Source organism: Arthrobacter sp. D3-16, from assembly GCF_054408515.1.
Genome location: NZ_CP096437.1, coordinates 3701345 through 3722456 on the forward strand (window position 1 = coordinate 3701345; position 21112 = coordinate 3722456).

Sequence of the window (21112 nt, forward strand, 5' to 3'; positions counted from 1 at the left end):
CCGTCGGCATCCCACGCATCCCCCAGACCATCCAGGAGAAGAACCGCCATGGGCAACACCGGCACCCCGCACGACTCCGTCGTGACCTCGTATGCGAAAGCACCTACCAAAGCCCTCACCGCCGGTGACACCAGCTACGCTTACCGCGAGCTGGGACCCAGGGGCGGGATCCCTGTCGTGTTCTTCGTGCATCTCGCCGCCACGATGGATAACTGGGATCCCCGCATCATCGACCCCATCGCAAAGAACCGCCACGTGATCACCTTCGACCAGCCCGGCGTCGGCGCCTCAACCGGGAAGGTACCAGACAACATCGAGGCAATGGCCGAGGACGCCTACACCTTCATCAACGCCCTTGGGTTCGACAAAATCGATATCTTTTCCTTCTCCCTGGGCGGCATGATCGCCCAGGACCTGGCCCTCAAGCATCCCGACCTTGTCCGCAAGCTCGTGCTCACCGGCACCGGCCCGCGGGGCGGAAAGGACATCGAAAAGGTCATCTTCACCACCTACTGGGACATCCTCCGCGCAACCCTGACACGGTCCGACCCCAAGGAATTCCTGTTCTTCAACCGCAACACCACCGGCAAAACCGCCGCGAAGGCGTTCATCAAACGCCTCCGGGAGCGCACCGCCGACCGTGACAAGGCGATCAGCACCCGCGCCTTCCAAACGCAGCTGAAGGCAATCCAGGCGTTCGGCCGCTCCGCCCCGTCGGATCTGTCAACGCTCACGCACCCCACCCTCATCGCCAACGGCGACAACGACCGCATGGTGCCATCGGTCCTCTCAGGCGACTTGCACCGGCGCATCAACGGATCCGAACTGATCATCTACCCCGACTCCGGCCACGGCGGCATCTTCCAGCACCACACCAAGTTCGCCCCCGCCGCCGTCGAATTTCTCGCCACCTGACCCACGTTCAGAACTTCTACGTCTCATCATTGACAGTTCGCCAACACCATGGCCGCGATAGCTTCTTCACCGGCCGGCGGCTTTGGCAACCCACGCTTGTCATAGGCGCTGCGCTCCCCTGCGTGAGACATGGTCCAGCCCTCCCGCCGCTAAAAATGGCGGCCGGACGCCTTTGACTCTCCCCGGTCGCTATACTCATAACTGAGTTCAGTCAGTTTATGGAGGAGTCTTCATGCCCGTCGCATCGCAGCCGCCCGGACGACGCGAACGGAATAAGCAGGAGAAGCTGGACCGCATAACTGCCGCAGCCAGTGCGCTGTTCGCGGAACATGGGGTCGAGGATGTCACAACTCAGCAAATCGCCGACAAGGCCGACATCGGCACCGGAACCCTGTTCCTTTACGCAAAGACCAAGGGAGAACTCCTCCTGCTCGTGCAGAACGCCCACTACGCCGAAGCGCTTCAGCGGGGCCGGGCAGAGGCTCAAACCATCCCTGATGCACTGGATGCGGTGATGGCCATCGTGCGTCCGATCGTGGAGTGCAACCGCGTCCAGGTCGACAACGGGCGCACCTACCTACGCGAGATGGTCTTCGGGGACCCAACGGAGCCACACCATAGTGAAGCCCTTTCAATCGTCGCGCAGACCGAGGAGGCTATCGCCGCCGTCCTGTGCCGGGATGAATTTGTCAGTGCCGATGATGCCGCAACAACCGCACGCATCGCTTCGGCCATCATGTTCCTCAGCATGGCAGTGAGTGCAAGTCCCGATCTTCGCGTCGACGACGTTGTCCAGGACATCAGGACCCAGATCCGCCTGCTCCTGCCCCGCTGACGCAGGAACTTCATCTATCGCCGTCAGACTTGCCGCATGTCCACCTGGCCACACCCCAACCTGACGTCGGGGCGTCTGACGTGGGCAGACTTGCCCGTCGTGGAGCTCCGGTCTGGTTCTCAGACACCTGGCGAACTGCAGTAGGTGACATCGCCCGCCCCTTCGCTAAGCGCTTCCATCAAGACCCGATTCTGCGAACTATTTTGATAGTTCTCGGGCTACCGCAGATTGGTTTCCTACCCCTCCAACTGTCAGGGTGGGATCTGAGAACATCATGAGCGACCGTCAACAATGCGGAATTTCGCGCTATTCTGACGCGAGACCGGCGCCCGCAAGTGGCCGCGCTCCCCCGCCAGCTTGTCCCACGCTGCTCTAGGTCTAGGGCGAGGCGACCTCCGGAAATCCTCAATGGGCAAGGCGTGCGGGGACCCTCACACGGCTCCTGCTTCCTGGCAATACCCGATAGCTACTTGACCGAATATCCGTTATCAGCGCTTGAAACTAGGCGGGGGAGTTCCGCCAAGGGGTAAAAAGGGTGGGTTCCTTGTTCCAGCCTGGCCCAAGGGGCTTGGAAGGCCGTCATAGGCTGCCATCTACTCCCCCAGTGCGTCCATCCATGGGCCAAAGGGGCGGTTGCACTGTCAGAGTCATCGGGCGATGACTCTGCTCAATACGGGCTCGACTACCGAATCCACCCATGAGCGCGCCGACCTCACTCACCCTCCTGCACTGTGACGTGCGGAAAAGCCCCAGGGGCAACCCTGGGGCTTCTCAGTGCGATCAGCCTTATGCTGTTCGGTCACGCTTGCCGGGTGCTAGCCGGCGGTAACCAGTGCTTCGCTGCGTGCGAATTCCATGGCGCGGGTCCAGAGAATCAGCTGGTCCAGCATCGGGGCCAGGGCGGAGGCAGCCCGTTCGGTGGGCTTGAAGGTGGTGAAGTTCTCCACGTCGGAGAAAATCGAGAACATGACCTGGTTGCGGACATGCGCCAGCTGCAGTTCAGAGGCGATGCCGCGCAGGTGCTCGACCGCGCGGACCCCGCCCATGGAGCCGTAGGAAACGAAGCCGGCGGCCTTGTTATTGAACTCAACATTCAGGTAATCAAGGGCGTTCTTCAAAGCACCGGAGATGGAGTGGTTGTACTCCGCGACCACAAAGATGTAGCCATCAAATTCAGCGATCTTGGCCGAGAACGCCTTGGTGTGGTCGCTCTGGTAGTTCTGGTAAGCGGCCGGGTAGGCCTCGTCCAGAACGGGAAGGTTAAAGTCCGCGATATCGACGATCTCAAACTCGGCGTCCGTGCGGTCCGCAGTCTGATCGAGGACCCACCGGGCGACCTGGTCGTTGATGCGGCCCGGGCGGGTGCTGCCGGTGATGATGGCGATCCTGGTCATGCGACTCCCTAACTAGATGCATATGCATGTACTTGCTGTATCCATAATGCACGCCGGGTCGTTGAATACCCAAGCTTTTCTTGCGTGAGGTGTATCACGGGAAGCGGGGGGAGCTGGTTGGTATGGCCAGCCCCGCCGATGACGGCACAAGGGCCGGCGCTCCCGTGTGTGCGGTGGAGGAGATGCCTTCCCGGGGCAGGCCGTAGTCCTTCAGAGCCTTGAGGATGTTGAGGGTTACCCGCAGGGCGTTCGGTCCATCCAGTGCCCGGCCTGTTCAAACTTCCCCTTTCCCTCGTGTGGTGGAGGTCATATTCAGTTACGACAGCACCCAGGGAATACATGATTAGTCATGTAAGTTGTCCATAGTGTCCGGCGCAGAGTGCCGTCGGAGACATCACGAAGGGATGAGGACATGAACACCAAACGCACGGTGGCAATTACGGGTGCAGGCAGCGGCTTGGGGCGGGAGTTGGCCCTGCAGTTCGCTGATCGGGGATACGCGGTGTTCGGCACCGTCCTTACGGCCGGGGAAGCGGCGTCGCTGGAAGGGCTGGAGGGCATTTCGCTGAGCAGTGTTGATGTCACCGATCAGTCCGCTGTGAACGCCTGGGCCCGTGAGGTTACTGATGCTGTGAGCGGGCATGGGCTGGACGTTTTGGTTACCAATGCCGGGATTCTCACGCCCGGGCCTATGGAGGTCCTTCCGCTGGAGGAGGTGCGGCGCGAGTTTGAGGTTAACGTCTTTGGCAGCATCGCAGCCATTAACGCCTTTCTTCCGGCTCTGCGCACCGCCCGGGGACGGATTGTGCAGATCGGTGCGATGACCGGACGCTTCCCGCTGCAGTTCAACGGCCCCTCCAGTGCCAGCAAGGCGGCGCTGGAAGCCTTCGCTGACGTCTACCGCAACGAGCTGCGCCCGTTCGGTGTCGACTTCGTCCTCGCCCAGGCCGGCAACATGCGCACCGGCGGACCGGCGAAAACCGCGGCCGCCCTCGAACGGATCGCCGCAGAATTCACAGACACCCAGCGCGAGCTCTACGGCGACGCGTTCGGGGCGTTTACAAACGCGCTCAACGGCATGCAGGGCTCGGGCCTGAGCGGCGAGGAATCGGCAGCGTGGGTGATCCGCCTGGCCGAGCAGACCCCGGCACCGAGCCGCGCACCCGTGGGCCAGGATGCCGAAGAAGTCCTCCGCCGCGTCCAGCAGGACAGCGACGCCGAGCTCGACGAGCTCCGTTCCCAACTGCTGGGGACACCCGGGCAATAACCCTTCTACCCCTCACCAATCCACCCCAAAACAAAAAGGACAAACCAGCCATGACCACGACAAACACCCCCACGATCACCAGCCTGGAGGGCTTCCACGCTACCGAGTCCGCCCAGCGCGCGGACCTGCTCGCCCGCGCACTTGTCGAAGCGATCAACAACCAGGACGAGGCGAAGCTGAACTCTGTCCTCGCCCGCAACTTCCTCTCCTACAGCCGCGAGGGTGTGCGCAGCCGCACCCGGTTCAGGAAGCACATCCGGGACCTGCACTCCTCCTTCTCCGACCTCCAGTTCCGGGTCCACGAAAACGTCGGCGTGCTCGTTGAAAACGACCTGGTCGCCCTCCGGATCATCATCACCGGAACCCACACCGGGGACTACCTGGGTCACGCACCAACGGGTGAGCAGATCCAGACCTCCGTGTCCTACATCCTGCGCATCCGCGAGGACGCTTTCGTGGAGCAGTGGGAAGTCATGGACACGTACCGGATCCTGGTAAAGATCGGCGCGATCCCCGGTGTCGGGGCCATGTTCCAGCAGATGCTCAACGTCCCGGCCGCCCCTGACGGGATCTTTGTTGAGCGGCCCGGCACAGACTTCGGCGCCCCACGGTCCGGCCGTCCGGCCACCGCGGAGGAATCCCGCGCCATCGGCAGGCGCCTCTACGACGGCGCCATCAACTCCGGTATCGCGACCGCGGTCGATGCGCTGGCCGAAGGCTACCTGCAAAACACCGGCTGGACCCCTGACGGACGGGACTACTTCGGGAATGCGTGGGCCATCGGACGGGCAACCATGCCTGACGGCCTCGCCGTTCAGACCCACGTCGTCGCCGAGAAGGACCGGGTCGCGTCCATCAGCCTCTGGGACGGCACGGTGAGCGCCAGCGGCAGCGAAGTCGACTTCGCCAGCGCGGACTTCCTGCGCATCGAGGACGGCGCCGCCGCCGAGCACTGGGACACGGTCGATTATGTCCGGCTCTACCAGTCATTCGGCCTGCTGCCCCAGGGCAGCTGACCAGCCTCCCCGGCTCCCAAGGCACGGGCGGCGCGCAGCCCCGATCGGGCTGTGCGCCGCCGGCCATTGTGAGAACGTTGGGTCAACACCAGCCGAACAACCCCGCCGGAGGACCCCGCACATGCCCAGCAACGATGCCCGACTGACCAACCAAAGCTGGGAGAGCCTCCTGCGGGCACAAGTCGCCGTCGCCCGGCGGCTGAGTTCGGACGCGATCTGGACAGAGCTCTCCACCCGCGAATACGACGTCCTCTACACGCTCTCAAAATCCCCTGAGGGCCTGCGCCTGCTGGACCTCAGCGAACGAATCATGCTGACCCAGACCGGCATCACCCGCCTCGTCGCCCGGCTCGAGGAACGCGGACTCATCACCCGCACACCCGACCCGGCCGACGCCCGCGCCGTCCGCCTCACCCTGACCCCTGAGGGACGCGACGTGCAACGACGGATCGGCACCGCCCACGCCCGCTCCGTCACCTGCGTCATGGCCGAAGCGCTGGAGCCGGAGGAACTGCAGCAGCTCCAGGCCCTGTGCGACAAACTGGCCGCCTCAGTCCGCGAGAAAAACCAGGGCTAGGCAAAAAGCGTCCTCACCGGGAATACATGAATAGTCATGTATTGTTGTACCTGCCGGGATGGCATACGGGTCATCACAGCCGGCCGCAGGCCAGGCTGATCACTCACCTCGGAAAGGTAAACAAGTGCAATTCGGTATTTTCTCCGTCAGCGACATAACCCAGGACCCCACCACCGGCAACACACCCAGCGAGGCTGAGCGCATCGATGCCATGGTGCAGATCGCGGTAAAGGCTGAGGAGGTGGGCCTGGACGTCTTCGCCATCGGCGAGCATCACAACCCGCCGTTCTTCTCCTCCTCGCCCCCGGCGTTCCTGTCCCATGTCGCGGCACTGACCAAAAGGATCATCCTTTCCACCGCGGTGACGCTCATTACCACCAACGACCCGGTGCGCATCGCTGAGGAATACGCGATGGCCCAGCACCTGGCCAAGGGCCGGCTGGATCTGACGCTGGGGCGCGGGAACACCGTGCCGGTGTATCCGTGGTTCGGCCAGGACATCCGGCAGGGCCTGCCGCTTGCGCTGGATAACTACAACCTGCTGCACCGCCTCTGGCGCGAGGACGTCGTGGACTGGGAAGGGAAGTTCCGCACCCCGTTGCAGGGCTTCACCTCCACCCCGCGGCCCCTGGATGATGTGCCGCCCTTCGTCTGGCACGGTTCGATCCGGACCCCGGAAATCGCGGAGCAGGCGGCCTTCTACGGCAACGGGTTCTTCGCGAACAACATCCTTGCCCCCACCGGACATTTCCTTCCGCTGGTGAACTTTTACCGGGAGCGGTTCGCCCACTACGGACACGGGACCGAAGAACAGGCCATCGTGGGGCTCGGCGGCCAGGCGTTCATCGCCCGCCGCTCCCAGGACGCTTTCAGGACCTTCCGCCCCTACTTCGACAAAGCCCCCGTCTACGACCACAGCATCTCGCTGGAACAGTACGCGGACCGCACCCCGCTCAGCGTCGGCAGCCCGCAGCAGATCATCGACAAAACCATGCAGTTCCGGGAGATGTTCGGCGACTACCAGCGGCAACTGTGGGTCATGGACCACTCCGGGCTTCCGCTGAAAATGGTCCTGGAACAGCTGGACCTGCTCGGCGAAGAGGTCGTCCCCGTGCTGCGGAAGGAAATGGCAGCCCTGCGCTCCCCCAACGCCGCCGAAGCCCCGACCCACCAGGGCCTGGTGCGGGCCAAGTACGGCACCGGGCAGCCGCGCCAACCCAAACCCAACGCAAACCGCGGCGACAACGTCACCGGCACCTCCCCCTACCAGGACACCGATCCCGCCGTCGCCGCGAAGTACCCGACCATCCGATAAGCCCCCAGGCACCGGATCCCGCACCAACCCCACCAAGGACACCCATGACCACCACCCCCGCGCAGGCAGCGGACACCCCAACCCGCTCCGGCAACCCCGACGGCAGCACCCGACGCCTCGTTGTTGTCAACGCCGGCACCAGCAACCCCTCATCCTCCCGCCTGCTGGCAGACCGGATCGCGGCCAAAACCGCCGACCAGCTCACCGCCCACGGTGTTCACCCCGCTGTCGGCGTCATCGATCTTGGGCCCCTGGCCGGCGAGATCGCCCACGCCATCGTCTCCGGATACCCCCAAGGGGACCTGCTGGAGGCCGTCCAGCTGCTGGCCAACGCGGACGGGGTAATCGTCACCACCCCGGTCTACAAAGCCGGCATCAGCGGTCTTCTCAAAGCGTTCATCGACATCTTGGACAACGACCTGCTAATTGCAACACCGGTCGTCCTGGCCGCGACAGCCGGAAGCGCACGCCACGCGCTCGTTATCGATGACCAGCTCCGGCCGCTGTTCGCGTTCATGCGATCACTGGCCGCCCCCACCTCAGTCTTCGCAGCCCCCGAGGACTGGTCCGACCCGGCACTAACAAAGCGGATCGGACGCGCGGCAACCGAACTGGCAGCCATGATCAACAGCTCACTGCGCACCGCAATCACAGGCCAGGCTTGGGACCACTACCAGCACAACTGGGGCGGAAACGCCCGCCCGGACACCACAACACCGGGCATGGACTTCAACACCGACCTCATGAAACTAGCAGCAGGCGGCACCACCGCCCTGGCCACCGCCTGACCCCGGACACCGCCTGACCCTGCCCCCTCCTCCCCCGTCACCGTCTCCCGGGCCCGAACACCGGCCCGGACCGCTGACCCTCTCTCCTGAAAGCCGAACCCCCTAATGAGCATCACCCTTTGGATCATCACCGGCCTGCTGGCCCTGGCCTTCCTCGCCGCCGGCGCAACGAAAATCACCCAGCCCAAAGCCAAACTCGCCAGCGCCGGCCAGCCCTGGACCGAAGACTTCACAGCACGCGGTGTCAAAACCGTTGGCACACTCGAAGTTCTTGGCGCCTTGGGCCTCATTCTCCCGGCGCTTCTGGGAACCGCCACCGCCCTCGTCCCCGTCTCCGCTGCCGCACTCGCGGCGCTCATGATTGGTGCAGCCATCGTTCACGCCCGCCGCGGTGAATACCGCAACATCACCGCCAACCTCATCCTGGCAGCCCTGGCGATCACCGTGGCCATACTCCGGTTCGGGCCCTACGCTCTCTAAAACAACCGACCGCACCCCGAGCGACAAACGACGAGGGTCACCATGAGCAATCTTGAAACAGTCCCCGAGGAAATTATCTGCACCGAAGGTGCAGGCACGAACCAGGTGGAGTTCCTGGTGCCGCGGGAAGTCCCCTTGGGCGGGCCGCGTGCCATGCCGGTCCGGCGCACCCTGCCCCAGAAACAGCGCAGCCTGATTGGCTCCTGGTGCTTCCTGGACCACTACGGCCCGGACCTCGTACCGGAATCAGGTGGCATGCGCGTCCCGCGGCACCCACACACCGGCCTGGCGACAGTCAGTTGGCTGTTCACCGGAAAAATCGCCCACCGCGACTCAGCTGGATACGAGGCCATCGTCAGGCCCGGTGAAGTCAATCTCATGATCGCAGGCCGCGGGATCTCCCATCAGGAGTTCTCCACCCCGGACACCGGCATCCTGCACGGCGCCCAACTCTGGTACGCCCTGCCCGAGGACACCCGCAACATGCCCCCGACCTTCGAGCATTACGCACCCGAACCCATCTCCGGTGACGGCACCGAACTGCGGGTCTTCATCGGCTCCCTGGCAGGGGACTCATCGCCCCTGGCCACCCGCACCCCGCCCCTGCTCGGGGCCGAGGCCATCCTCAAGGCCGGTGCACGCCTTGAACTGAACCTGAACCCATCCTTTGAACACGGGATCCTGCTCGACACCGGCGACATCGCCCTCGACGGCCAAACCATGGCCGTGGACCACCTCCACTACCTCGCGCCCGGCCGCACCCACATCATCCTCCAGGCCGGGAAGACCCCGGCCCGGGTGCTGATTCTCGGAGGCGAGCCCCTCGGCGAACAGATCGTGATGTGGTGGAACTTCGTCGGGCGCAGCCACGAGGACATAGCCTCCTACCGCTCCGCATGGCAAGCCGAAATAGGCGCAGAACCTTCCAGCCCTCCCGCTAACCACACCTACCCCGACGGCAGCCCTTACCCACGATTCGGACCCTTCCCGGAAGGCTTCCCCGCACCACTGCCCGCACCGGAACTGCCCAACGTCCAACTTCGCCCCCGCGGCTGATAGCCCCAGGGATCACGGAAAAGGCCGCCCTACAAAACCCCAAAGAAGCATCGAACTGTTCGGCACCGAGGTCAAACCACTAGTGGACGAATCCCATCAAAAACACCACCCGCGCTGACATAACTGGAGTCGCCCCAATAAGTGCCTCATGAGTCATGGGGACCACCTCGCGGACCAGCCCGCAACCACGTCCAAGAAAGGACCAACCATGAAGTACGCCATCCTTGGTGCCGGAGCAATCGGGACCGCTCTAGTTCGCCGTTTCACCGCCAGTGGCATCAACGTCAACATCGCCAACAGCAAAGACCCGGAGACCCTGAAAAGTCTTGTCGAGGCATTAGGCCCACTGGTCACGCCAGTACCCGCCACGGAGGCCCTGCAGGCCGACGTTGTGATTCTGGCACTGCCCTTCGAGCACGTGCCGGACGCACTCCAAGGCATCCAATGGAACAACCGGATCGTCATCGACGCCACCAACGCCGTAAATCTGCCGGCGTTCACCCCCCGAGACCTTGAAGGCCGCCTCTCCACACACGTCATCGCCGAGGCGCTGCCCGGCGCGCGGGTTGTCAAAGCCTTCAACACCCTCGCCGCAGCACACCTCGCGGAGGAACCAACCCAACTAGGCGGCCGCCGCACGCTGTTCGTCTCAAGCGACGATGCCCCGGCCCGCCATGAAGTTGCAAAGCTTATCGAACGGCTCGGCTTTGCAGCAGTAGACCTCGGAGAAATCGAACAGGGGGGACGGGCCCAACAATTTGGCGGAGGCCTGGCCGCTAAAAACTTCATTCAATTCGATTGATCGTCGTCGCTTAGCAGCATGATCGTCCGGCGTCAGGGGACTCACACCCCAACCTGACGTCAGACTGCCCTCAAAAACCCGTCAGTATAGGGTCCAAAACGCGTTTCCTGCAGCCTTCTGATGGACGGCCCTAGATTCCAAGCTGACACGTGGCAGCATTGTTGCGCTTCGCCCAGGGCAGCACCAACTCACACCTTGAAGTACTTTGCCTCCGGGTGGTGGAACACGAACGCGTCGGTGGACTGTTCCGGGTGCAGCATCAGCTCGTCGCTGAGGATCACGCCCATCCGCTCGGGCTTCAGCAGCTCCGTCACCTTGCGGCGGTCCTCCATGTCCGGGCACGCGGGGTAACCGAGGGAGAACCGCGCACCGCGGTAGTCGAGCTTGAAATACCCAGCCGTTTCCTTCGGCTCCTCGGCTGCGAAGCCCAGCTCCTTGCGGATCCGCGCATGCCAGAACTCCGCAAGCGCCTCGGTAAGCTGCATGACCAGGCCGTTGAGCTCGTAGTAGTCGCGGTACTGGTTGGCGGCGAACATCTTGGACGTGAACTCTTCAATCTTCGAGCCGGCGGTCACCAGCTGCACCGGCAGCACGTCCACCTGCCCGGACTCGCGCGACTTCACGAAGTCGGCCAGGCACAGGTGCCGGTCGCGGCGCTGGCGGGGGAAGTCGAAGCGCAGCCGGTCGGTGCCGATCGGACCGCCTGAACCACCGTCCGGGGCGAGCAAACCCGCGGTGCCGAGGACGCCGTCGCGATCCTCGCCGTGGTGCAGCACCACCACCTGTTCCCCTTCGGAGACCACCGGGAAGTAGCCGTAGGCGACGGATGCATCGAGCATTCCCTCGCCGAGGATGCGGTCCAGCCAGTACCGCAGGCGCGGCCGGCCCTCTCGTTCCACCAGTTCCTCGTAGGAGGCGCCGTCCTCGCCGCGGCCGGGCTTGAGCCCCCACTGCCCCATGAACGTGGCGCGCTCATCGAGGAACGCAGAGTAGTCGTGGAGCGAGACGCCGCGCACAATGCGCGTGCCCCAGAACGGCGGGGCAGGCACGGGGTTATCACTAGCGACGTCGGAGCGGCCGGGCATTGCCTCCGGCTCGGTCACCGTGAACTTCGCGCCTCCCTTGTGGATGCGCTTCTTCAGGGGCGGCAGGCCGACGTCGTCCGGCGACTCGCCGCGGGCGACTCGGACCAACGGTTCCATGAGGGCGAGGCCCTCGAAGGCGTCCTTGGCGTACCTGACCACGCCGTCAAACTGCTCTGCCAGATCCTGCTCCACGTAGGCGCGGGTCAGGGCTGCCCCGCCGAGGATCACCGGCCATTTCTTCGCCAGGCCGCGGGACTGCAGCTCCGCGAGGTTCTCCTTCATCACCACGGTGGATTTCACCAGCAGACCGGACATGCCGATCACGTCGGCGTTGTGCTCCTCGGCCGCGGCCATGATCTCGGCGATGCCCTGCTTGATGCCGATGTTGATGACCTTGTAGCCGTTGTTGGTGAGGATGATGTCCACCAGGTTCTTGCCGATGTCGTGCACGTCGCCGCGCACGGTGGCGATCACCATGGTGCCCTTGCCCGATGAATCCGACTTCTCCATGTGCGGCTCGAGCAGGGCGACGGCGTTCTTCATCACCTCGGCGGACTGCAGCACGAACGGCAGCTGCATCTCACCGGCCCCGAAGCGCTCGCCCACTACCTTCATGCCCTCAAGCAGGTGGTCGTTGATGATGCCGAGCGGGGTCATGCCCTCGCTGCGCGCGAGGTCCAGGTCCGCTTCGAGGCCCTTGCCCTCGCCGTCGATGATGCGCCGTTCCAGGCGGGCGCCCGTGGGCAGGGCCGCGAGTTCAGCGGCGCGCTGGTCCTTGAGCGCTGCAGTGTCGACGCCGGCGAACATGTCCAGCATGATGGCCAGCGGATCGTAGGTGGTGTTGCCGTCGGCGTCGTATTCGCGGCGGTCCCAGACGAGGTCCAGGGCCACCTTGCGCTGTTCCTCCGGCAGTGAGGCGAGCGGCACGATCTTGGCGGCGTCGATAATGCCACTGGTCAGGCCCGCCTGTACGGCCTCGTGCAGGAACACGGAGTTCAGGACGACGCGCGCTGCCGGGTTCAGGCCGAACGAGACGTTGGAGACGCCGAGCGTGGTGTTGATGCCGGGGTACTTCGCGGTGATCTGGCGGATGGCCTCGATGGTTTCGATGCCGTCCCGGCGGGTTTCTTCCTGGCCGGTGGCGACGGGGAAGGTCAGGCAGTCGACGATGATGTCCTCGACGCGCATCCCCCATTCGCCCACCAGGGCGTCGACGAGGCGTGAGGCGATTGCCACCTTGCCCTCGGTGGTGCGTGCCTGGCCCTCTTCGTTGATGGTCAGGGCGATTACGGCGGTGCCGTGTTCCTTCACGAGCGGCATGATGCGCGCGAAGCGACTGTCCGGGCCGTCGCCGTCCTCATAGTTGACGGAGTTGACCACCGGGCGGCCGCCGATGTGTTCGAGCCCGGCCTGAAGTACGGCGGGTTCGGTGGAGTCCATGACCAGAGGGAGCGTGGAGGCCGACGCGAAACGCGAGACGATCTCCTTCATGTCGGCCACGCCGTCGCGCCCCACGTAGTCGATGCAGACGTCCAGCAGGTGCGCGCCGACGCGGATCTGCTCACGGGCGATGTCAACGCAGTCGTCCCAGCGCTCTTCGAGCATCGCCTGGCGGAACGCCTTCGAACCGTTCGCGTTGGTGCGTTCACCGATGGCCAGGTAGGAGGCGTCCTGGTCAAAGTTCACGTGCTGGTAGAGGGAGGCGACGCCGGCTTCGCGCTCGGTGGGGACGCGGGCGGGGCGGTTGCTCTTGGCGCCTGTTGTGCCGGCGCGGAAGGGCGCAAGGCGTTCGACGACGGCGGCCATGTGCTCCGGCGTCGTACCGCAGCAGCCGCCCACCAGGCCGAGGCCGAATTCGCGGACGAACTGCTCGTGCGCGGTGGCGAGTTCGGCGGGTGAGAGCGGGTAGTGCGCGCCGTTGGGGCCGAGGACGGGCAGGCCGGCGTTGGGCATGCAGGCGATGGCGACGGAGGACTGCTTGGAGAGGTGGCGCAGGTGTTCGCTCATCTCGTCCGGGCCGGTGGCGCAGTTCAGGCCGATGGCGTCGACGCCGAGCGGCTCGAGTGCGGTGAGCGCGGCGCCGATTTCGGAGCCCATGAGCATGGTTCCGGTGGTCTCGACGGTCACCTCGACGAAGATGGGGAGCCGGATCCCGCGTGTCACAACGGCCTGCTTGCAGCCGTTGACCGCGGCCTTAGTCTGCAGGAGGTCCTGGCTGGTTTCGATGAGGAAGGCGTCAGCTCCCCCGTCGATGAGGCCCTCGGCCTGCAGGGCGAAGGTCTGCTTGAGGTAGTCGTAGGTGGTGTGCCCGAGGCTGGGGAGCTTGGTGCCCGGCCCCATCGAGCCCAGGACCCAGCGCATGCGGCCGTCTGTTTTCTCTGCCGCTTCAGCGCGTTCGCGCGCGATTTGGGCACCCTTGCGGGCGAGCTCCTCGATCCGGTCGTCGATGCCGTAGTCCGAGAGGTTGGACCAGTTGGCGCCGAAGGTGTTTGTCTCGACGGCGTCGATGCCCGTGGCGAAGTATGCGTCGTGGATGTCCGCAATGACGTCCGGCCGCGTGTCGTTGAGGATCTCGTTGCAGCCTTCGAGGTTCTGGAAGTCAACGTCGAGCGACAGCTCCCGGCCCTGCAGCATGGTGCCCATGGCGCCGTCGGCAATGACGACGCGGTGGTTCACTGCGTCCAGGAGCTCCTGCGCACGGACAGGGCGGGGCACGGACTCAATATCAAGTGCAAAACGAGGCATCTAAACAGGTTACGTGCGACACGCCGAAACATTGCTTCGTGTTTCTGTGTGCTACGACGGGGCGTGGTCGCTTTCAGGGACTACAGAGTCGTTGTTCTCGGGTTGAGGTTCCGCTTTCTCGATTTCCCCGGGGCTCTGTCGTCGCGCCTCGATGCCCTGGGCCACGTGCAGGATGGTATCTTCGACAGTTTCCCCGATGGCTTTGGGAACTGAAGCTACCCCTTCGGCAACGGCAGCGGCGGAGTTCGCCACGACACCACCAGCTTTTTGGCCAAGACGGATCACGGATTCGTGCCACTGCGTACGCTCGATCGACGCTGGCTCCGGCATACCGAAGGAGGAGCTAAAGACCCGCAATAGTCGCTGCATTTCCTCAGCGGCAGTGTAAAGCCTTGGCATTTCTAGGGGGTTCGTAATGCGGGTAAAGCTATCCACATCCACCGCTTTTGAAATAGCGCCTGACAAGTTTTGGATTGCCGTGCTGGTGATGGTCATGCGCCGCTCGCGCGCCTTGACGATATGCCGCTCATGAGCCGGGGAGTCTGACCCGTCCTGCACACTTCGGACGGCCTCGAGGGCTTCCATGCGAACCATGTTTGTCAGGGCCACCGCCGCAATAATCAGCCAGTGCTTCAGTTCGCCCCTTGCCGAGGCCTCAGCATTATTGACCCGCTTGCCGAAGTTTTTAACAGTAAGACTGTCGGCAATGGTGTTCAGGTGGTTCAGGGCGACGGCGTGAGCCTGGGCAAGAGCCGCCGCCTGCCCCGACACCTGGTCCCATAGAGCATCGTTCAGCCGCCCCGTCTCCTCGAAGTATCCAAATGCCTTGTCTAGGACGTGGGTCGTTCCCTGTACGTTGCCGAGCGCCTCGTCACGATATCTCGGACGATTGTGTCCAGCTTCGCGTCCACAGCCTGAACAAGCGTATCGAGGTCTTTAAGGGCCACGCGGATCGCCAAAGTCGCGGCCATGAGCTGCACGTTCGCGGCCGCGGCAGGGTTGACTGGAGAAGAGCTCACCAGTTCGATGATCGTGTCAATCCTCCCGTCTGACTGTCGTAGCACCCCGCTGACAATCCCGAGCTTTTCCTCGGTGGAACCGACGAGTTCCAGAAATCGAGCGTAGGACTCGGGAGTCATGTGGAAGGAGTTGCCCGGGATATTTGCCGACATCGCCATCGCAACCGCCCCAGCCAGGCCGGCCAGGAGATCAGCCACCCCTGACCCCAAGTTGGCACGGTCCTCTGGCTTGACATCCAACTTGCGGAAAAGCTCCGCAATGGCTGTCGGATCGCCCGCCACCAAGGCATTCTTGCCGTCAACATACAGGGAAAGCTCGTGGTCGTTGTCACTCATTTGAACATCTTCACATATCCTTCCGGCGCAGCACGGTGACGCGGCCCCGGAGTCTCCATCACCCATCGATCACCCACCAAGCCTCCCTCGCCAATACAATGCAAGGGCAAGTACGTGCGGGATCGATTGAACGCTGCACGGCAATGGGGGCGCCGGCAACGGCCAGCGAGCAATCGGCCAAAGACAGCACGCCCACTGCCCGCAGCAAGGAAAGTGGGAGCAGTGGCCGGCAACAACAACGCCAACCTGGTGTGGAGTATCGCGAATATCCTACGGGGCACCTACAAACCGGCCCAGTACGGCTCGGTGATCCTCCCCTTCACCATCCTCCGCCGCCTGGACTGCGTCCTCGAAAGGACCAAGGACGCCGTCTTGCAGGAGGCTGAGGCCAAGATGGACCTGAACATCCCGCTGGACACCTTCCTGCAGAAGGCTTCGGGCCACAGCTTCTTCAACACCTCCAAGTTCAACTTCGCCAAGCTCCTGGACGACCCCACCAACATCAAGGCCAACATCCTCAACTACGTTCAGGGCTTCTCGGAGAATACCCGGGACATCTTCGAGCGCTTCGAGTTCTACAAGACACTCGAGAAGCTGGACAGCTCGGACCTGCTCTACCACGTCACCAAGGACTTCGCCGCGATCGACCTCCACCCGGAGACCATCAGCAATATCGAGATGGGCCTCATGTTCGAGGAGCTCATCCGACGGTTCGCCGAAGCCTCCAACGAAACCGCCGGTGAGCACTTCACCCCCCGCGAGGTCATCCAGCTCATGGTCCAGCTCCTGCTGAACTATGACGATGACGTCCTCACCAAAGAGGGCATCGTCCGCAGCATCTACGACCCCACCGCCGGAACAGGCGGCATGCTCACCGTCGCCCAGGAACACCTCCACGCCCTCAACCCCAGCGCCTCCCTCGTCGCCTATGGCCAGGAAATCAACGACGAGTCCTACGCCATCTGCAAGTCGGACCTGCTGATCAAAGGCCAGGACATTTCCAAGATCTCCGTGGGAGACACTCTCGCCAGTGACCAGAACATCGGCCAGCAGTTCGACTTCATGCTCTCTAACCCGCCGTTCGGCGTGGAGTGGAAGAAGATCCAGCCGCAGATCCAGAAAGAACACGAGCTCCACGGCTTCGATGGCCGCTTCGGTCCCGGCCTCCCCCGCGTCAGCACGGATCCTTGCTCTTCCTGCTGCACCTGGTCCGGAAGATGCGCCCGGCGCATGACGGCGGCTCCCGCATCGGCATCGTTCTGAACGGCTCTCCACTGTTCACCGGCGGCGCCGGCTCGGGCGAGTCCGAGATCCGCAAGTACCTGATCGAGAACGACTTCGTAGAGGCCATCATCGCGCTACCCACGGACATGTTCTACAACACCGGCATCGCCACCTACATCTGGATCCTCTCGAACAGCAAGAAGCAGAAACACCCGGAGCGCGTCGGCAAGATCCAACTCATTAATGGCGTCGATTTCTTCCAGAAGATGCGCAAGAGCCTCGGATCGAAGCGCAAGGAACTCGGGGCAAAGGACATCGCGAGCATCGTCAACTTCTACGGAGCGTTCGAGGACGACGGCGAGACCTCCAAGATCTTCAACAACCAGGACTTCGGCTACTCCACCGTCACGGTGGAGCGGCCGCTGAAACTGAACTTCGCCTGCACTCCGGAGCGTATCGACGCCGTGTTGGCGCAGAAGCCGGTGGAAAAGCTGTCCGACGACGACCGGCATCTTCTGGAGAAAGCCCTTACCCGGGCCGGTGAAGGCGATACCAAGCTCTGGAAGAACCGCGAGGCGTTCATCAAGTTCCTCAAGCCGGCGCTGGCAAGTTCGGACCTAAAGCTTGGTGCCCCGGTCCTAAAAGTTATCCTGGCCGGACTTTCCGAACGCGACGAGACCGCCGACGTCTGCAAAGGACCGAAGGGAAACCCGGAGGCCGACCCAGATCTTCGTGACACCGAAAACGTGCCGCTTGGCGAGGACATCCAGGGCTACTTCGCACGGGAAGTCCTCCCCCACGTCCCCGACGCCTGGATCGACGATTCCAAGACCAAGGTCGGCTACGAGATCCCCTTCACGCGCCACTTCTACAAATACGTTGCGCCTAGGTCGCTGGATGAGATCGACGCTGACCTCAACAAGGTCATTTCTGAAATCACCCGTCTCCTGGCAGAGGTAGAAAGATGATGCGGCTTAAATATTCAGCCACTGTCATCGCGGGTCAGTCGCCTGATTCCGCCGACGTGCACGAGCTCACCGATGGGATGCCATTTGTCCAAGGCAACGCGGAATTCGGCGCGCGAAATCCCTCAGCGCGATTCCAGTGTTCTTCATCGCCGAAAATCGCCTTGTCTGGAGACATACTGGTCTCTGTCCGAGCGCCGGTGGGCGCCCTTAACGTGGCGGATCAGACCTACGGCATCGGGAGGGGACTGGCAGCAGTGCGACCTAGTCACATCAACGGCGGTTACTTCTGGTGGTGGATGCACACCCAGGTCGATGAGCTTCAGTCCAAAAGCACTGGCTCCACTTTTGCTGCTGTCTCCGCCACTGACATTGCAAATCTCCTTGTTCCCGTGGAGGACCTGCGTCTGCAGAACGCAATCGCAGCCTTCCTGGAAAGCGAAACTGCCCAAATTGATGACCTGATCATCAAGCAGGAGCGGCTCATAGAACTCCTCGCCGAAAAGCGCCAGGCCATAATCACCCAGGCGGTCACCAAAGGACTCGACCCCACGGCCACCACCAAACACTCCGGCGTCCCATGGCTCGGCGACATCCCGTCAGAGTGGACCATAAATAGATGCTCGAGACTATTCCGGGCTCAGAAGGGCCGCGAAGCCGCTGATCTAACCAAAGAAGCCTGCGCTGAGATACCCGGGCCATACCCTGTCTACAGCGGCCAAACCGCCAATGACGGGATCATGGCCCGCGTCGATCATTACGAATTTGACTCGGGGACCGACGGCGTGCTCTTCTCTACGACTGTCGGGGCGAGAGCGATGAGTGCGGCACATATTTATGGGAAGTTCAATCTTTCACAAAACTGCATGATCATTCGTCCCCTCAGGTCATTGAATACGAGGTACTTCTACTATCAATTTCAAGTACTGTTTCGCTACGAACGCGCCATGATTCCGGAACACATGCAGCCCTCCTTTCGCATGGAAGACCTTTATGCATATTCACTGGCCGCCCCTTCCGAAATAGAGCAACGAGAAATCTCAGAGTATTTGGATAGAGCTACCAAAAAGCTGGATGATCTTGCCCTAAAGGTAACTTCGGCGATACTACTCCTAAAGGAGCGGCGCTCCGCACTTATCTCAGCGGCCGTCACCGGCAAGATCGATGTCACTAACGAAGGAGTTGCGGCATGAGCACGGTTTTCAAACCGGTCGGCTGGAAGGTGCAAGGTCTCGTCGACTCCGTTGAATCCGGGGTCGTTCAGCTCCCCGACCTACAGCGGCCCTTTGTGTGGCCCAAGTCGAAGATCCGCGACCTGCTCGACTCTATGTATCGCGGGTACCCTGTCGGCGAGCTGATGTTCTGGAATGTTTCCCAAGGAGAGTCGTCTCGAACTATTTCTGGCGCCACTGGTCGGATCGGCGCGCATCAGATAATTGACGGACAGCAGCGGCTCACCAGCCTCTACGCTGTTTTCAAGGGGGCGGCGGTCAGGGATGCAGACTACAACTCGAAAACCATGACGATTGCCTTTAATCCGATCACGGAAAAATTCGAGGTGGCCAACACTGCGATCGGGAAGTCTGCAGACTGGATCGGAAACGTGTCGGATTTCTTCGCCAGCACCTTCAAGGTCCGCCGATCCTTCAAGAACCGGTACAAGGAAGCCCGCGGTGAGCTGACTGAAGAGATGGAGGAGCTCATCGAAGAGCGGCTAGGTCGCCTCGAAAGCCTGCGGAACTACGAGTTCACCGTCGTCGAGATCCAACCGGGCGCCGACAAGAAGGTCGTCGCTGACATCTTCGTCCGGATTAACTCCGAAGGGGTCAGCCTCAAGGCATCGGACTTCATCCTTACCTGGCTCAGTGTCTTCTGGCCGGAGGGACGCGAGCGACTGGAAAGCTTCGCTCGCGATTCTCGTCTAACCCCTCAGCGAGCCAGCGAGATCGCGGGCTGCACCGTGTCTTGGACACCGATCAACAACTACCTTGCCGTCGACGCCGGTCAGCTAGTGTGAGTCTTGGTCGCAGTCGGGCAGAACCGAGCAAAGCTCGGCGACGCGTACAACGCGCTCCAAGCCAAGGACCGCAGTACTGGCTTCGTCGTGCCTGAGCGGCAAGAGGCTGAACTGACGAAGTTGCAGGCTGCCCTGCCCGTGGTGCTCAAGGATCTGCACTGGACCGAGTTCATCCGATGCCTGGCCGTGGCCGGCTTCAAATCCCGGAAAATGGTCACCTCTGACATGAACATCTTGTCCAGTTACGCCCTCTGGATACTCGGCCGGACCCGATTCGGCGTGGACGTCACTACCCTGCGGAATCTCATGGCCCGGTGGCTCTTCATGTCCCAGCTGTCCGGTCGCTATACCGGAAGCGCAGAAACCCAACTTCAGAAAGACTTGGACCGTTTGACGGCCATTGACGGCAGTGATTCGAGCAGTTTCGTTTTCACACTTGAGGCGGTCATTTCTGCCGAGCTATCAGATGATTTCTGGACCCTTCGTATGCCCGATTCTCTTGTGACCTCGTCATCTGCCTTGTCGCCGGCTTATCAGACTTACCTTGCCGCGTTGAATATTCTCGATGCGGATATGTTCATGCTGAGGAACAAAGTCCAACAGTGGATGGACCCCTCGTTGCCGGCGACCAAGGGGACGGAGGGCCATCACCTGAACCCCCGCAAATACCTGGAAAGCGTCGTCGGCATTAAGGACCTCAAGAGGATTAACCAGGTCGCCAACTTCGCCCCGACCGACTGGAGCACCAACATCCTGATCTCCGACCGAGAGCCGGCCGAGTACTGGCCAGCACTAGTTTCCGAACGCGGTTTCAGTGGCGACGCCCTTCGGCAGCAGATGTTTTGGCATGCTCTCCCCGAGGATTGGGAAACGATGGGCTACGACGAATTCGTGCAGGAACGCCGGATCCTCATGGCCCAAGTCACGAGGGCCGGTTACGAACGGCTCAAGTCCGGCCAGACGGTCGCATCCCCCGCCATTCAGGTGATCGCACAGCCTGCCACCCATGTTGACTCCGATGTTGCTGACCTCGTCGAAGCGGGCGTCCTTTCACCCGGTGATTTCCTCAGCCCCGCAGACGACTCCATCAGAATGCGTGCCGAGGTCACTGAAGACGGAGTGGTCGTCATTGATGGTCATGAGTTTTCCACGTTGGACGCCGCAGCCCATCACGCCGGCGCTGATAACATCCCCGGAGCGGAGTTTTGGCAGGTGGAAAACAACGAGGGCGAGCCGGTAGCGGTTCAAGGTCTCATGGATCGAGTTTCGCCATGAA

19 protein-coding genes are annotated in these 21112 nt (G+C 62.5%); 15 read left to right on the forward strand and 4 right to left on the reverse strand.

From position 1 onward, the window contains the following. The first annotated feature begins 48 nt into the window (after nucleotides 1-48). Together M1D32_RS17320 and M1D32_RS17325 are read left to right on the forward strand one after the other, a co-directional pair. A complete protein-coding gene (locus M1D32_RS17320) occupies nucleotides 49-915 on the forward strand; it encodes an alpha/beta fold hydrolase (RefSeq protein WP_458779848.1) in 867 nt (288 codons plus the stop codon). A gap of 232 nt (nucleotides 916-1147) precedes the next feature. Continuing rightward, nucleotides 1148-1750, forward strand: coding sequence for a TetR/AcrR family transcriptional regulator (locus M1D32_RS17325; protein WP_458779849.1), 603 nt, complete (start codon nucleotides 1148-1150; stop codon nucleotides 1748-1750). Between the two features lie 815 nt (nucleotides 1751-2565). On the opposite strand, the gene M1D32_RS17330 is transcribed toward M1D32_RS17325, so the two are convergent. Continuing rightward, nucleotides 2566-3144, reverse strand: a complete 579-nt coding sequence (locus M1D32_RS17330) for an NADPH-dependent FMN reductase (RefSeq protein WP_458779850.1) — start codon at nucleotides 3142-3144, stop codon at nucleotides 2566-2568. Between the two features lie 412 nt (nucleotides 3145-3556). Between M1D32_RS17330 and M1D32_RS17335 the strand changes: the two genes are divergently transcribed. The 8 genes from M1D32_RS17335 (at nucleotide 3557) to M1D32_RS17370 (ending at nucleotide 10445) form a co-directional block, all read left to right on the forward strand. Continuing rightward, the gene (locus M1D32_RS17335) at nucleotides 3557-4411 is read left to right on the forward strand and encodes an SDR family NAD(P)-dependent oxidoreductase (protein WP_458779851.1); all 855 of its coding nucleotides are present in this window, start codon (nucleotides 3557-3559) and stop codon (nucleotides 4409-4411) included. Between the two features lie 50 nt (nucleotides 4412-4461). Next, nucleotides 4462-5427 carry a nuclear transport factor 2 family protein gene (locus tag M1D32_RS17340; protein ID WP_458779852.1) on the forward strand — a complete coding sequence of 322 codons (966 nt, stop codon included), beginning with the start codon at nucleotides 4462-4464 and terminating at the stop codon, nucleotides 5425-5427. Between the two features lie 121 nt (nucleotides 5428-5548). Beyond that, the gene (locus tag M1D32_RS17345; protein ID WP_458779853.1) at nucleotides 5549-6004 is read left to right on the forward strand and encodes a MarR family winged helix-turn-helix transcriptional regulator; all 456 of its coding nucleotides are present in this window, start codon (nucleotides 5549-5551) and stop codon (nucleotides 6002-6004) included. Between the two features lie 124 nt (nucleotides 6005-6128). After that, the gene (locus M1D32_RS17350; protein ID WP_458779854.1) at nucleotides 6129-7319 is read left to right on the forward strand and encodes an LLM class flavin-dependent oxidoreductase; all 1191 of its coding nucleotides are present in this window, start codon (nucleotides 6129-6131) and stop codon (nucleotides 7317-7319) included. A 44-nt stretch (nucleotides 7320-7363) separates the two neighbouring features. Next, a complete protein-coding gene (locus M1D32_RS17355) occupies nucleotides 7364-8107 on the forward strand; it encodes a CE1759 family FMN reductase (protein ID WP_458779855.1) in 744 nt (247 codons plus the stop codon). A 105-nt stretch (nucleotides 8108-8212) separates the two neighbouring features. Beyond that, complete coding sequence (locus tag M1D32_RS17360) at nucleotides 8213-8587, forward strand: DoxX family protein (protein WP_458779856.1); 375 nt, start codon at nucleotides 8213-8215, stop codon at nucleotides 8585-8587. Between the two features lie 42 nt (nucleotides 8588-8629). Continuing rightward, complete coding sequence (locus tag M1D32_RS17365) at nucleotides 8630-9643, forward strand: pirin family protein (protein ID WP_458779857.1); 1014 nt, start codon at nucleotides 8630-8632, stop codon at nucleotides 9641-9643. 208 nt (nucleotides 9644-9851) lie between these two features. After that, on the forward strand, nucleotides 9852-10445 hold the full coding sequence (locus tag M1D32_RS17370; protein WP_458779858.1) for an NADPH-dependent F420 reductase: 594 nt from the start codon (nucleotides 9852-9854) through the stop codon (nucleotides 10443-10445). Between the two features lie 188 nt (nucleotides 10446-10633). Here M1D32_RS17370 and metH read toward each other — a convergent pair whose 3' ends face one another. Genes metH through M1D32_RS17385 form a run of 3 tightly spaced genes read right to left on the reverse strand, consistent with a single transcriptional unit; the run spans nucleotide 10634 to nucleotide 15630 of the window. Further along, entirely contained in the window at nucleotides 10634-14275 is a 3642-nt protein-coding gene (metH, locus tag M1D32_RS17375) for a methionine synthase (protein ID WP_458779859.1), read from the reverse strand. Nucleotides 14276-14326: 51 nt separating this feature from the next. Then, nucleotides 14327-15046 (reverse strand): hypothetical protein, encoded by a 720-nt coding sequence (locus tag M1D32_RS17380; RefSeq protein WP_458779860.1) that lies wholly within the window; start codon nucleotides 15044-15046, stop codon nucleotides 14327-14329. A 59-nt stretch (nucleotides 15047-15105) separates the two neighbouring features. After that, nucleotides 15106-15630, reverse strand: coding sequence for a hypothetical protein (locus tag M1D32_RS17385; protein ID WP_458779861.1), 525 nt, complete (start codon nucleotides 15628-15630; stop codon nucleotides 15106-15108). 222 nt (nucleotides 15631-15852) lie between these two features. On the opposite strand from M1D32_RS17385, the gene M1D32_RS17390 reads away from it, so the two are divergent. The 5 genes from M1D32_RS17390 to M1D32_RS17410 are packed head-to-tail and all read left to right on the forward strand — an operon-like array spanning nucleotide 15853 to nucleotide 21111. Continuing rightward, nucleotides 15853-16893, forward strand: coding sequence for a type I restriction-modification system subunit M (locus M1D32_RS17390; RefSeq protein WP_458779862.1), 1041 nt, complete (start codon nucleotides 15853-15855; stop codon nucleotides 16891-16893). Continuing rightward, the gene (locus tag M1D32_RS17395; protein WP_458779863.1) at nucleotides 16818-17822 is read left to right on the forward strand and encodes an HsdM family class I SAM-dependent methyltransferase; all 1005 of its coding nucleotides are present in this window, start codon (nucleotides 16818-16820) and stop codon (nucleotides 17820-17822) included. The genes M1D32_RS17390 and M1D32_RS17395 overlap by 76 nt, the downstream gene beginning before the upstream one ends. Continuing rightward, nucleotides 17819-19012 carry a restriction endonuclease subunit S gene (locus M1D32_RS17400; RefSeq protein ID WP_458779864.1) on the forward strand — a complete coding sequence of 398 codons (1194 nt, stop codon included), beginning with the start codon at nucleotides 17819-17821 and terminating at the stop codon, nucleotides 19010-19012. Before M1D32_RS17395 ends, M1D32_RS17400 begins: the two co-directional genes overlap by 4 nt. Further along, on the forward strand, nucleotides 19009-19836 hold the full coding sequence (locus tag M1D32_RS17405) for a DUF262 domain-containing protein (protein WP_458779865.1): 828 nt from the start codon (nucleotides 19009-19011) through the stop codon (nucleotides 19834-19836). Before M1D32_RS17400 ends, M1D32_RS17405 begins: the two co-directional genes overlap by 4 nt. Nucleotides 19837-19839: 3 nt before the next feature. Beyond that, nucleotides 19840-21111 (forward strand): hypothetical protein, encoded by a 1272-nt coding sequence (locus M1D32_RS17410; RefSeq protein WP_458779866.1) that lies wholly within the window; start codon nucleotides 19840-19842, stop codon nucleotides 21109-21111. The last annotated feature ends 1 nt before the right edge of the window (nucleotide 21112 follow it).